This window comes from Streptomyces sp. NPDC005811 (genome assembly GCF_040630405.1).
In the GTDB taxonomy this organism is placed as follows: domain Bacteria; phylum Actinomycetota; class Actinomycetes; order Streptomycetales; family Streptomycetaceae; genus Streptomyces.
On the sequence record NZ_JBEXXK010000028.1, the window covers coordinates 101,270 to 114,140 of the forward strand.

The 12,871-nt window shown below is 70.0% G+C and carries 12 protein-coding genes and 2 pseudogenes; 3 read left to right on the forward strand and 11 right to left on the reverse strand.

The window, feature by feature from the left end:
* The first annotated feature begins 151 nt into the window (after positions 1-151).
* Positions 152-1,153, forward strand: coding sequence for an alpha/beta fold hydrolase (locus tag ABZ490_RS28475; protein WP_358995888.1), 1,002 nt, complete (start codon positions 152-154; stop codon positions 1,151-1,153).
* Between the two features lie 16 nt (positions 1,154-1,169).
* On the opposite strand, the gene ABZ490_RS28480 is transcribed toward ABZ490_RS28475, so the two are convergent.
* The 10 genes and pseudogenes from ABZ490_RS28480 to ABZ490_RS28525 form a co-directional block, all read right to left on the reverse strand.
* Positions 1,170-1,697 (reverse strand): toxin-antitoxin system, toxin component, encoded by a 528-nt coding sequence (locus tag ABZ490_RS28480; RefSeq protein WP_358995759.1) that lies wholly within the window; start codon positions 1,695-1,697, stop codon positions 1,170-1,172.
* Between the two features lie 32 nt (positions 1,698-1,729).
* The gene (locus tag ABZ490_RS28485) at positions 1,730-2,380 is read right to left on the reverse strand and encodes a helix-turn-helix transcriptional regulator (RefSeq protein ID WP_358995762.1); all 651 of its coding nucleotides are present in this window, start codon (positions 2,378-2,380) and stop codon (positions 1,730-1,732) included.
* Between the two features lie 332 nt (positions 2,381-2,712).
* Positions 2,713-3,543 carry an ABC transporter ATP-binding protein gene (locus ABZ490_RS28490; protein WP_358995765.1) on the reverse strand — a complete coding sequence of 277 codons (831 nt, stop codon included), beginning with the start codon at positions 3,541-3,543 and terminating at the stop codon, positions 2,713-2,715.
* 29 nt (positions 3,544-3,572) lie between these two features.
* Entirely contained in the window at positions 3,573-4,352 is a 780-nt protein-coding gene (locus ABZ490_RS28495) for an ABC transporter permease subunit (protein ID WP_358995768.1), read from the reverse strand.
* Entirely contained in the window at positions 4,349-5,122 is a 774-nt protein-coding gene (locus tag ABZ490_RS28500; RefSeq protein ID WP_358995771.1) for an ABC transporter permease, read from the reverse strand. Before ABZ490_RS28500 ends, ABZ490_RS28495 begins: the two co-directional genes overlap by 4 nt.
* Entirely contained in the window at positions 5,119-6,087 is a 969-nt protein-coding gene (locus tag ABZ490_RS28505; protein ID WP_358995775.1) for an ABC transporter substrate-binding protein, read from the reverse strand. The genes ABZ490_RS28500 and ABZ490_RS28505 overlap by 4 nt, the downstream gene beginning before the upstream one ends.
* A 165-nt stretch (positions 6,088-6,252) precedes the next feature.
* Entirely contained in the window at positions 6,253-7,191 is a 939-nt protein-coding gene (locus ABZ490_RS28510; protein WP_358995778.1) for a PDR/VanB family oxidoreductase, read from the reverse strand.
* A complete protein-coding gene (locus ABZ490_RS28515; RefSeq protein ID WP_358995781.1) occupies positions 7,188-7,385 on the reverse strand; it encodes a hypothetical protein in 198 nt (65 codons plus the stop codon). The genes ABZ490_RS28510 and ABZ490_RS28515 overlap by 4 nt, the downstream gene beginning before the upstream one ends.
* Positions 7,382-8,455 (reverse strand): aromatic ring-hydroxylating dioxygenase subunit alpha, encoded by a 1,074-nt coding sequence (locus ABZ490_RS28520; protein WP_358995784.1) that lies wholly within the window; start codon positions 8,453-8,455, stop codon positions 7,382-7,384. Before ABZ490_RS28520 ends, ABZ490_RS28515 begins: the two co-directional genes overlap by 4 nt.
* An 830-nt stretch (positions 8,456-9,285) precedes the next feature.
* Positions 9,286-10,230: pseudogene (locus tag ABZ490_RS28525) on the reverse strand (alpha/beta hydrolase).
* Positions 10,231-10,571: 341 nt separating this feature from the next.
* Here ABZ490_RS28525 and ABZ490_RS28530 point away from each other — a divergent pair.
* Both ABZ490_RS28530 and ABZ490_RS28535 read left to right on the forward strand, forming a co-directional pair.
* Complete coding sequence (locus ABZ490_RS28530) at positions 10,572-11,543, forward strand: NAD(P)-dependent alcohol dehydrogenase (protein ID WP_358995787.1); 972 nt, start codon at positions 10,572-10,574, stop codon at positions 11,541-11,543.
* A gap of 61 nt (positions 11,544-11,604) precedes the next feature.
* Positions 11,605-12,031, forward strand: a pseudogene (locus tag ABZ490_RS28535) (VOC family protein).
* Positions 12,032-12,543: 512 nt separating this feature from the next.
* On the opposite strand, the gene ABZ490_RS28540 reads toward ABZ490_RS28535, so the two are convergent.
* Entirely contained in the window at positions 12,544-12,870 is a 327-nt protein-coding gene (locus ABZ490_RS28540) for a DUF1048 domain-containing protein (protein WP_358995790.1), read from the reverse strand.
* Position 12,871 lies beyond the last annotated feature (1 nt).

Consider the following 12,871-nt stretch of genomic DNA (forward strand, 5'->3'; position numbering starts at 1 on the left):
CTGACAATCCGGTCGCGCCGCCCGCCGGTTCGCCCGCTTAGCGGAGGTGAAACCTCTCCGAAATCCCCGGGTGGAAACGCTCCCTACGCTGGGAGGAAGCGGTTTCGACCAGGGAGGAGGACAGGTGTTCGACGTCTCGACGCGGCGTCCGGTGCGCGCCGCCGGACCGCGCCGCGCGGGCGACCGGGAGCCGGCCCTCGAATACCGGGTCGTGCACGGTCACCGCAGGGCCTTCCGCCGGGCCGGACAGGGCCCCGCCCTGGTCCTCGTGCACGGCATCGGCGACTCCTCGGCGACCTGGGCCGACCTGATCCCCGCTCTCGCCCGCACCCACACCGTCGTCGCCCCCGACCTCCTCGGCCACGGCGCCTCCGACAAGCCGCGCGCCGACTACTCCGTCGCCGCGTACGCCAACGGACTGCGCGACCTGCTGACCACGCTCGGCATCGAGTCGGCCACCCTCGTCGGCCACTCGCTCGGCGGGGGAGTGGCCATGCAGTTCGCCTACCAGTTCCCCGAGCGCACCGAGCGGCTCGTCCTGGTCAGCGCCGGAGGAGTGGGCCGCGAGGTCAACCCCGCCCTGCGGCTGGTCTCCCTGCCCGGCGCCCATCTGGCGCTATCCGCACTGCGGTTGCCCGGTATGCGTCTGCAACTGGGCTTGGTGACGGGGCTGATGAAGGCGCTCGACACCGATCTCGGACAGGACGCACCCGACTTGCTCCACCTCGTCGACGCCCTGCCGGACACCACCTCCCGTGACGCCTTCATCCGCACCCTGCGGGCCGTCGTCGACTGGCGCGGGCAGGTGGTGACCATGCTCGACCGCTGCTATCTGACCGCCGGGATGCCCACCATGCTGCTGTGGGGCGACCGGGACAGCGTGGTGCCGGTCCGGCACGCCCACCGCGCCCACGAGGCCATGCCGGGCAGCCGGCTGGAGATCTTCGAGGGTGCCGGGCACTTCCCGTTCCACACCGATCCGGCCCGGTTCCTCGCCCTGGTCGAGGAGTTCACCCGCACCACCGCCCCGGCCGCCTGGAGCCGCGACCACTGGCGCCGGCTGCTGCGCGAGGGCCGCCCCCGGGCCCACCCGGACCTGCCCGAGGCGGCCGTGCGCGAGATCCGGGAGGCGAGCCGGCGCAGCGCGACCTGACCGTCGTACGCGAAGGTCAGTTCTTCGGTCCCAGATAGCCGAGCGAGGTCTCGATACGGCCCGCCAGATCGTCCCGGCCGCGGCCGCGCGGGGACGAACCGGCCAGCCAGGTACGGCACTTGCTGGCGAGGAGCAGCCCGAAGCTCTCGGCGTCCTTCTCGTCGGAGAGGTCGAAGCGGGTGCGGGCGGCGACCTTGCGGACCGTGGCCTGGAGGTCGGCCCCGTCGGTGAGTAAACGGGCCGCGACCGAGGCGCCCTCGACGTGGTGGCCGCAGTGGCCCGCGTTCATGTGCCACAGTTCGTGCCCGAGGATCACCAACTGGTGGTCGGGCGCGGTGCGTTCCTCGATGACGACGAGGTCCTGGTCGGCCATGTCGAGCCACAGCCCGCTCGCCGTGTCGGTCGGGAAGGCCGCCGTGCGGAAGTGGACGGGCCGGCCCCGGCGTCTGCTCATCCCGTCGCACAGCGCGGTGTACAGGTCGGCCGGCGCGGCGGGCGCGGGCAGGGTCAGTTCGGAGACGAGTCCGCCGCACAGACGGCGCATTTCCCTGGCGATGCCCACTGTTCTCCCCCGGATCACGACTCGGGCCGCTTCACGCTCTCCAGGAGCATGTCCAGCCACTCCGCGACCTTGTCCCGGTGCTGGTCGGTGGGCAGCTGGGCCGCCCGCCAGGCGATCCCGCGCACGCCGTGGTCCTGGAGCAGCCGCTCCAGCGGGTCCTCGGCCGCCGCGGCCGCCTCCCGTGCGGCGAGCTTCTGCAGCAGCTCCTGCTCGGTGTGCTGCAGGGCGCCCGCGAGGGCCTCGGGGTCCTCCGCGGTCAGGAAGCCCGCGTGCACCCGGAAGAACCGCTGGATCGCGTCGCAGTGCTCCATCGTGGGACGGCGGTCGCCGTTGATGAGGGCGCCCGCCTGCTGCCGTGACATGCCGGCGCCGTCGGCGATCTCCTGCTGGGTGTACTTGCGGCCGTTGGGCTTGAGCCGGGTGCGGCGCAGCAGGTCCAGGCGCTGCAGAAACCGGGCCTGGACATCGGGCTCGCCCGCCGGGCGGCCGCTCAGCAGGGCCTTGACGACGGACTCGGGGACCCCGGAGGCGATGGACAGCCGTCCGGTGTCGAAGACCTCCGCGTGCGGCACACCGAGCCGGTCGGCGGTCACGGCGACACGGGCGACGACGGCCGACAGCAGCACCGTCGCCGTGGCGCCCGGAACCTCGAAGCCATCCGACACCGACAGGTCTCCTAGGTCTCTCACGTCGCTCTCACCGGCACAGGCCCACCGCACAGGCGATCGCCGTGAACTGCGTGGAGAGTAGCCGGTCTTTCGAACTCACATCCAGGTCTCGCCACAACTGTGGCCAATTTCAGCCGTCAATGAGCAGGGAATGCCACGATAGTTGCTACATCGTGTGCCCGGACAGCGGGATCGGTTTTCGGGACACTTTCCCCTCGGCGACCACGCGGCCGGCTGGTGCCTCCGATCACGGGGTACACGCGGTCGACGATGGTGTTCCAGGAGACGGTGCTGAAGCCGCTCGGGGTGGGGCTCACCGAGAGCCGGATCTAGCCGTCCTTGGTGACCGTGTCCCGAGGAGGAGCGGCCGCCGCGTCCGCGGACTCCCCGCGCTTGGCCGCCTGGATCTGCTCGTACACATGGGTGCGCAGTTCGGCGAAGCGCGGGGCCACCCGGGTGTGCAACTGGTCGCGTTCCGCGGGGAGATCGACCGTCAGCTGCTCGCGGACGACGGTGGGGGAGGCCGACAGGACGATCACCCGCTCGCCGAGGTAGACCGCCTCGTCGATGTCGTGGGTGACGAACAGGACGGTCATGCCGCGCTCCCGCCACAGCCCCCGGACGAGATCCTCCAGATCGGCGCGGGTCTGGGCGTCCACGGCGGCGAACGGCTCGTCCATCAGCAGGACATGGGGCTCGTAGGCGAGGGCGCGGGCGATCGCGACGCGCTGCTGCATGCCCCCGGACAGCTCCCACGGGTACGCCCCGGCGGCGTCCGCGAGCCCGACGGAACCCAGTGCGTCGGACACCAGCTCCCGCCGCCGCTCCTTGGACAACCCCTTCTGTCTCAGCGGGAGTTCGACGTTGGCGCCGACCCGCATCCAGGGGAAGAGGCTGCGCCCGTACTCCTGGAACACGAACGCCATCCCGGGGGGCGGCCCGGTCACCCGCCGCCCCTCCAGCAGGACTTCACCGGAGGTCGGGGCGAGCAGTCCGGCCATGCACTTCAGCAGGGTGGTCTTGCCGCAGCCCGACGGGCCGACCAGACAGACCAGTTCACCCGCCTCGACGGTGAACGTCAGGTCGCGCACCGCCTCGACCCGGCGGCCCGAGCCCTCGTACACCTTGCGCAGGCCGGAGACGACAAGCGTTCCGTGCATGGACCGCCCTTTCATGAGGGGCACCCGGCTCACGGGGACCGCCGGGTGGCGGCGCGCAGCCCGTGGTACCAGCCGAGCACGCGCCGCTCGACCGCCTGGAAGAGGACCGACAGGACGAAGCCCAGCAGACCGAGCAGCAGGATGCCGGTCCACATGTCAGGGAGGGCGAAGCCCCGTTGGAACTGCACGATGGTGAAACCGAGCCCGTTGCTCGCGGCGAACATCTCGCTGATCACCATCAGGATGATCCCGACGGACAGCGCCTGGCGCAGGCCCGCGAAGATCTGCGGGCTCGCCGATCTGAGGACCACCGAGCGCAGCCGTGCCAGGCCCGTGATGCCGTACGACCGTGCCGTCTCCGCCAGCACCGGGTCCACCGCCCGTACGCCCTCGACGGTGTTGAGAAGGATCGGCCATACACAGCCGCTCGCGATAACGACCACCTTCATGGTGTCGCCGATCCCCGCGAACAGCATGATCACCGGAACCAGGACGGGCGGCGGCACCGCCCGCAGGAACTCCAGCACCGGCTCGCACACCGCCCGCACCCGCCGGTACGAGCCGATGACCGTGCCCAGCGCGACCCCGACGACGGCCGCCGTCGTGTATCCGCCCGCGAGCCGCAGCACGCTCGGCCGGACGTCGGTGCGCAGCCGCTCGCCGGTCCACACGTCCGGGAAGGCCTTCAGGATCGTGCGCAGCGGCGGCCAGTACACGTTCGTGCTGCCGTCCGAGGCCAGCCACCACACCGTCACCAGCACGGCCGGCAGTCCGAGGGCGAACAGCAGGCGCAGCAGGACGCGTCTCACACCGCCACCTCCCCGCGCACCGACGGGTGCCAGGCCAGCGCCCGCCGTTCCACCGCCCGGGCACCGACGTTGATCAGCAGACCGAGAAGACCGGTGACGACGATCAGCGCGTACATCTCCGGTACCGCCTGCGAGGTCTGCGCGACCGCGATCCGGGCGCCCAACCCCGGTGCGCCGATGACCAGTTCGGCGGTGACGGCGAGGATCAGGGCGACGGCCGCGGCGAGCCGGACACCGGTCATGACGTACGGCAGCGCGGTGGGCCACAGCACGTGCCGCACCCGCGCCCAGGTGCCGAGGCCGTAGGAGCGGGCGGTCTCCTCGGCGACCGGGTCCACGTCCTGGACGCCGTACAGGACCTGGACGAGGACCTGCCAGAACGCGGCGTAGACGACGAGCAGCAGGACCGAGCGCAGTGCGGTGCCGTACAGCAGGACGGCCAGCGGGATCAGGGCGACGGAGGGGATCGGGCGCAGGAACTCGATCGTGGAGGCCGTCGCCCGGCGCAGATGCGGCACGACCGAGATCAGCACGCCCGCCGCGACGCCCGCGCCGACCGCGATCGCCAGGCCCAGCGCCCAGCCGGTGAGCGTGTCGCCGAGCGCGGTCCAGAACGCGGAGTCGGCGAGTTCGGCGCGCAGGGCCCGGGCGATGCGGCTGGTGGGCGGGAAGTAGGCCTCGTCGACCAGGCCGAGCCGCGGCACCGCCTCGCCCAGGGCGAGGAAGGCCGCGAGCCCGGCCGTACCGAGTGCGAGGTTCGCGCCCCTCACGGCAGCAGCTTGTCCAGGTCCGGAGCCGTCTTGAACAGCTTGTCCTGCTCGCCCAGCCTCTCCAGCGCCTCGATGGAGGCACGGTCGGCCTCGGCGGGCCACTCCGGCAGCGTGACCTGCGCCAGCACCGACGCGGGGATCTTGGTGTAGGTGGTGACGATCTGCCGCACCTCGTCCGGGTGCGCGTCGGCGTAGGCGAGGGACTCGGCGGTGGCCTCCTGGAACTTCTTCACCACCGCGGGGTTCTTCTGCTCGTACTGCGTGGAGGTGAAGTACATGGCGACGGTGAGGTTCGGCGCCACGTCCACCAGCGGGGAGGCGATCTCCACCCCGCCCTGGCTCTTGACGGTCGCGAGGGCCGGCTCGACCACCATGGCCGCGTCGATCTGCCCGCCGGCCAGGGCGGCCGGCATCTGGTCGAAGGCGAGCTCCACGAACCGCACCTTGTCCGGGTCGCCGCCCGCCTTGCGCACCGACTCGCGCACGGCGGTCTCGTTGATGTTCTTCAGGGTGTTGATGGCGACCTTCTTGCCCTCCAGGTCCTTCGCGGACGTGATGGGGCTGTCCTTCTTCACCGTGATCGCCCCGAAGTCCTTGCCCTGGACCCCGGTTGAGGCGATGCCGTTCGAAACGGCCTTCACGGGAACGTTGTTGGACTGGGCGACCATCAGGGAGGTCATGTTGCTGAAGCCGAACTGGAACTGGCCGCTGACGACGCCGGGCACGATGGCCGCGCCGCCCTGCGCGGTGGTGATCGACAGCTTCAGTCCGTGCTTCTCGTAGAACCCCTTCTGCACGCCCAGGTAGACGGGCGCCACGTCCACGATCGGGATGAGGCCCAGTTTGACGGTCGTGACCCCGCCGGACGACGAACTCCCGCCGGACGAACCGGAGTCGGACGAGCCGCAGGCCGCCGTGGCGAGCAGGAAGGTACAGGCCGCGAGACCGGCTGACAGACGACGCATGGCTCCCCCTGTGCAGAGACAACGGTGTTCCGACAGGCTGTGCGTGCACCGCACAGTAGTGCTCAATTCGCGTGCAGGGAACGTAGATCGTGCCGTCCGGCGGGGTCAATGGTTTTGGCTGACGAAATTGTTGACAGTCTGGGAGGTCCTCTTGGGCCGGGGCTCTCACAGATCCAGGACGAGCTTCTTCCCCGCGCACCGCGACACGCAGATCATCATCGTCTCGCCCGCCTCCCGCTCCTCCGCCGAGAGCACGGAGTCGCGATGCTCCGGAGTGCCCTCCAGCACATCCGTCTCACAGGTGCCGCAGGTGCCCTCGGCGCAGGAGTACAGCACCTCGACCCCGGCCGCGCGCACGGTGTCCAGGACGGACATGCCGGGCGCGACGGTCAGCGTACGGCCGCTCTGCGCCAGCTCCACCTCGAACTCCGTGTCCCCGCCCGCCTGTTGCTCCTTGGGCTGGAACCGTTCGAGATGCAGCGCCCCGGCCGGGCAGCGTGCCTCCACCGCGTCCAGCAGCGGCCCGGGACCGCAGCAGTAGACCAGCGTCCCCTCGGGCAGCCCGTCCAGCACCGACCCGAGGTCGAGCAGCCCGGTCTCGTCCTGCGGAGCGACGGTCACCCGGTCGCCGTAGCGCGCCAACTCCCCCGTGAACGCCATCGAGTCACGGCTGCGGCCGCCGTACAGCAGGCTCCACTCGGCGCCGGCCGCCTCGGCCGCCGCCACCATCGGCAGGACCGGGGTGATGCCGATGCCGCCCGCGATGAAGCGGTAGCGGGGAGCGGGACGCAGGGCGAAGTGATTGCGCGGACCGCGCACCCGCACCTTGTCGCCCTGCCCCACCTGCTCGTGCACATGGGCGGATCCGCCCCGTCCGGCCGGCTCCCGCAGCACCGCGACCCGCCACGACGTGACGTCCGCCGGGTCACCGCACAGCGAGTACTGGCGCTCCAGACCCGGGCCGAGGACCAGGTCGACGTGGGCGCCCGGCTCCCAGCCCGGGAGCGGCTCGCCGAGCGGATGGCGCAGCGTGAGCGCGAGCACCCCGTCGGCAGCCGACTCTGCTCGCTCGACGACGAGTTCGGCCTCGTACACATCGGTCATGGGGTGGTTCCTCGCGGCTCGTCGGCCGGCCGGGCGCCCGGCCGGTGTCCTTCGGGGTGACCGAGCATCCACTCCCACATCTCGACCGGGTCCTGGGCGGAGTGCTCGGCGCCGCAGTGACAGGTACCGTGCAGCACATCGGTGCCGGGCAGCCAGTCGATGCGGTAGATCTCGCCGGTGGGGCTGTTGCTCACAGGACCCTCTCCACAGGCTTGTCGCCCTCCTCGACCAGCCGGGCGAGGATCCGGCGGGCCGCCAGACCGCCGGTGTCGATGTTGATGCTCAGCTCCTGGTAGCCCGCCCGCTCCGAACCCAGCGTCCGCTGCAGGAGGTTGAGCGCGTCGACATCCTGCATGACCACGGTGTGGTTGTTGCTCCGCAGGAACTCGGTGACCTCGTCGTCGTCCGTCGCCCAGTCCCGCGAGACCATCCAGAAGTCGTACACCTTGCCGTCGGAGGACGGGGTGATGGCGTACGTGATCTCGGTGTGGAACCCGTTCGGGTCGCTGCCGTCGGCCTCCGGCAGCACGCCCACCGGCGCGATCCGGCTGTGCAGCAGATACAGGCAGGGGGCGTGGTACTCGATGTCCTGCCAGCGGGTGATCCGGCCCTCGATACCGGTCGAACGGGCGTAGAACGGCGGGCACTCGGCGTCGGCCATGTGCCGGCTGACCCGGACGACTCCCGCGCCCTCGTCGACCTCGGTGGTGATCGGCGTCTCGGCGACCTCGGGGGTGCCGATGTAACCGCCGTGCAGATACGTCTCGTGCGAGAGGTCGAGCAGGTTGTCGACGAGCAGGCCGTAGTCGGCGTCGATGGGCTCCATGCCGCGCACGGTGGTCCAGCCGGGGGAGTCCAGGTGCCGGGCGCGCGGGATCGTCAGCGGGTCGGCCAGCGCCGGGTCGCCGATCCACACCCACACCAGGGCGTCCTGCTCGACGACCGGGTACGACGCGACCCGGGCCGTGCGCGGGATGCGCTTCTGGCCCGGCACGTACACACAGGTGCCGCCGGTGTCGTACGTGAAGCCGTGGTAGCCGCACACCAACCGGTCGCCGTCGAGCCGGCTGGGCTTCTCGTGCAGCGGGAAGCGGCGGTGCACACAGCGGTCGGCCAGCGCGACCGGGGTCCCCTCCTCCTCGGTCCGGTAGAACACGAGGGGCTCACCGAGGATGGTCCGGCCGAGCAGCTCCTCGCGCCCGACCTCGTGGCTGTAGGCGGCGACGTACCACTGGTTCCTGGCGAAGGCGGTCGTGTGCGGCATGGCGTTCGGCTCCCGTCGTTGGGTCGTGGCGACATCGTCGGGAAGGGGTGTGCGGGGGCGCAATACGGCTTCCGTGTCACGGAAGCGTGCTTGGAAAGTGCCTGGTGAGAGCAGTGATGTGAGGCGTTGTTCCGCTGCCCGCCGACAACGGGGATAGTCAGCAGGCCGTGTGCCTGCGGTGTCGGTCGGTGTTGATCCCCGACCGTTCAATTGCGAGACATGTCCTTATCATTGCTTTTGTGGCGCTCCTCTGGCGCTTCTCCGGCGGCATACGGCTGGTACAGCGGCAGAAGTTGCAAAGCCACAGATCAAGCTTGGGCATCGCGAAATGAGTGGGCGTCGGGGTCGAATCGGGGTCGAATTCGCCTTCTTTTCGTGCGCGCGACGAGTTGTTGCTGGTCAACCGCATGATCAGAAGTTGGTGGCAGCGTCGGCCGCGGGAGTGGGGTTGGTGAACCCGAAGGCTTGAAGGGCACAGGCCGGCAGGAGTCATCGGCCCGGCGTCGGGGCGGGTTCTTCAGCCTGAGCGAGCCCACTGAGGATGCGGAATCAAAGAGGGAGTGGGCTAGGGCCTGTCGTTTGGATCATGCCGCGCGTCGCGGGGTGTGGCACGCACGTCTGCCGCGTTGTCGTCGGTTGCCGACGCTCCGCGTCGCCGCCCTCCTCCGCCTTGCAGCCGCACGCACCACACCCCGCTCGGGTCGGCCGAAACGCGACGTCGGCCCAGCCGACCTGATCCAAACGACAGGCCCTAGCTGATCGCGTGGTCCCTGTGCTGGTGGGGCGTTGAAGGGCGCGAACGGTGGATGTTCCCCGTCGGAGTGCCGGATTCAGGTACGGGCCGTGAGGAATTCGATGAGTGCCGCGTTCACTTCGTCGGGGCGTTCCTGTTGGGTCCAGTGGCCGCAGCCTGCCAGTTCGAGGGGTGGGAGGTGGAGGTTGGGCATGCGGGCGGGGAGTGTGGCGATGAATTCGGGGGGGCCTGGGAAGGCGGGGACCGGGTCGCGGTCGCCGTAGATGTACAGGGCGGGCGGGGTGATGCGGGCGCCGTGCCAGGGGGGCGGTCAGTTCCCAGTTGCGGTACCAGTTGAGGGCGCCGGTGAAGCCATGGGCGAAGCTCTCGGTGAGGGTGTCGAGGTCTTCCTCGGTGAGCCAGTCGGGCAGGACCTGCGGATTGCGCATGGCTGCGAGCCAGCCGCGTTCGGGGTCGACCAGCGGTTGCTTGAGCTCGCCGGGGATGTCCCCGGAGGCCGAGTAGAGGAACTTCCGCAGCGCGGTGCGCGTGTCCTGCGCGAACTCGGTGTCGGCGACACCGGGGCGCTGCAAGCAGTTCCAGTAGAAGTGCCCGCCGTATTTCCTGTCCATGACGGTCAGTGGGGGCTCCGTGCCTCGGGACGGTGGCGGCACGCTGAGGCCGGCCACCCCGAGGACCAGGTCCGGGCGCAGGAGCGCGGTGTGCCAGGCCACCGGAGCGCCCCAGTCGTGCCCGACGATGTACGCCTGCTCCTCGCCCAGGGCGTGGACCAGCCCGACGACGTCGCCGACCAGGTGAAGGATGCTGTAGGCGTCGACGTCGTCGGGGTGGTCGCTGCGGCCGTATCTGCGCTGGTCGGGGGCGACCATGTGGAAGCCCGCGTCGGCCAGTGGCCCGAACTGGTGGCGCTAGAGTGCCATGACTCGGGGAAGCCGTGCAGGAGCACCACCAGGGGACCCTCGCCTTGCTCGGCTATGTGCAGCTGGACGCCGTTCACCTCGACCGTGCGATGCTCAACCATGGGGCGAGAGTACGGCTGGCTCATCTTCGAGGCCCCGCCGGCCGAGCTCAGGAAGCAGGGGGTCGAATTCACCCAACCTGTCCACGACGTGCGTTGGGGACGCGTCACCGGCCTCCGTCTGCCCGGCGGCAGTGAACTCTCCCTCTACGAGGCGTTGCGCCCGCGCGCCCACGACCTGCAGCCGGGAGCCCGCCGGTGCACCGGGCGGACCACGTTCTGGGGCGCGGCGGTGTGGTACTGGCGAACTGGCAGTGGACCGGCTGAAAGGGCTGGGTTGCCCGTGAGGTCGCGTTCGCCACCAACCGGTGTGGAACAGGGTGCATTGCCGCTAGGGTTCGCCCATGAGGGCAGCGGTGCACAGCCGTTATGGGCCGCCGGACGTGGTCCGGGTCGTCGAGGTGGACAGGCCCTCGATCGGGGACCACGACGTGCTGGTGAGGGTGCACGCGACGACGGTCAACCGGACGGACTGTGCCTACCGGGCGGCCAGCCCCTTCTTCATGCGCATGCTCACCGGCCTTGTCCGGCCGCGGTGCACGGTGCTCGGGACTGAGTATGCAGGCATGGTGGAGGCGGTGGGCAGCGGTGTCACGTCCTTCATGGTCGGTGACCGGGTGTTCGGGTACAACGAGGGCGCGTTCGGAACGCATGCGGAGTATCTGTCCGTTCCTCAGAGCGGCGCCATCGCGACCATGCCGACGGGCGTGACCTTCGAGGAGGCCGCTCCCGGTACCGAGGGCTCGCACTACGCGCTGTCGTTCATCAGGACGGCGGGCATCCGGTCCGGACACGATGTCCTCGTCTACGGCGCGACAGGCGCCATCGGCTCTGCGGCGGTGCAGCTCTTGAAGCATCGCGGGGCCACCGTGACCGCGGTGTGCGACGGGGCGCACGTGGAGCTGGTGAAGGGCCTGGGTGCGGACCGGGTCGTCGACCACACGGCCCAGGACTTCACCAGGGATGAGCAAAGCTATGACGCGGTGTTCGACGCGGTCGGCAAGAGCACCTTCGGCCGCTGCAGGCGGCTGTTGAAGCCTCGCGGGCTGTATCTGTCCTCGGAGCTGGGCCCGTGGTGGCAGAACCTGCTCCTCCCGCTCATCACACCCCTGTTCCGCGGCAGGAGGGTGCGGTTTCCCTTTCCGAGGCAGGACCAGGAGATGGTGCGGCATCTCCGGGACCTGATCGGGTCGGGGGATTTCAGGCCGGTCATCGACCGGCGGTACCCGTTGGAGCAGATCGTCGATGCCTACCGGTACGTCGAGACCGGACGCAAGACCGGCAACGTCGTCATCACCGTCGTACCGCTGAACTGACCGCGACCGAGTGCCCCCTTGTCGCCGCGCCTTCGGCCACTGTCCACGGCGCAGTGGAGAAATGAACGCAGACGACAAGAGCGGTCTGGCCCGGGGCCGCGCGGCGACCAGGCTGCCCACCGCAGGACCTTGACCGGGCACGGCGCTTCTACGCTGAGCAGCTCGGTCTGGAGCCCGTCGACGAACGGCCCGGCTGGCTGCTGTACCGGTGCGGAGACGCGGACTTCGCGCTGTTCCGGTCGACGGGTGCCTCGCCTGGCACCTTCACCCAGATGGGGTGGGGGGTCGACGACATCGAGTCAGTCGTTTCGGAGCTCAAATGGCGCGGTGTGGTGTTCGAAGAGGTCGACGTACCTGGGCTTCGGACGAAGGACGGGATCGCCGAGATCGAAGGGAACTGCCCGAGCAAGGGCGCCCGGGGTGAACGCGGTGCCTGGTTCCGTGACAGCGAGGGGAACCTGCTGGGCATCGGTCGGCCGGTCGTCTGAGCCAGAGCATCCGATCGGTGCCCAGCCCGATGCCCTGCCCACGTGTTATGTCACCTCGCGCGCTTCCTTCGTCGTAGCCGCCAGCTGGGCTGCCCCCATCACCGCGATTCCCCCGGCGCTGAAGGGAAGTTCAGAGGACAGAGTGACCGGTGCGCAGGGTGTGGGTGGGTCCGGGGGGCCGCCGCGTCGGTGACGAACTGATCACAGGTGCAGGCAGCGAGAGGAGGCCGGCGTAGGGTCCCGGGGATGACCTGCCGGCCGTCGGCAGCCTGTCCTGCGGACCGGGCGAACGCCGTAGGACGGCACCTGCGGTCGGCGGTGAGGCCGGGACCTTGCTGGTCTGCCGACCCCGGGGGCGCGCCCCCGGAGTGTGGCTTCCAGCCGGAGTGTGCAACGGCTCCGGATGCGTTCGCTCTTACTTCTGGTGACCGGTCCGCCGGCGCCTGTTCGCGCTGCGTCGAGGTGAATGCACCGCGTGGTCGGGCTCCGCCGCCGGCGTGGAGCGGCGGGTGTTACTTCTCGGCCGTGCCCGATTCCCCGCCGATGGATTCCTGGTAGACGTCCGCATAGGTGGGAGAGTCCTTGACGAGGTCGTCGCAGAACGCGGCGACGTCGTTGCCGATGAGTTCCAGGACCCCCTTGCCCGCGGCGACGCCCTCCTCGAAGAAGTCGACGATCCCGGGGAGCAGGGGCCCGTCGGGCAGGTCGACCGGTCCGACCTTGAACAGGTACTTCTGCATCTCCTTGTAGACGATCTGGTAGTCCGGCGGGAGTGCCTTGACCCGAGCCATGTGTGCCCGCCACTGCTTCTTGCCCTCGATGATGTCCTGGATGCCCACG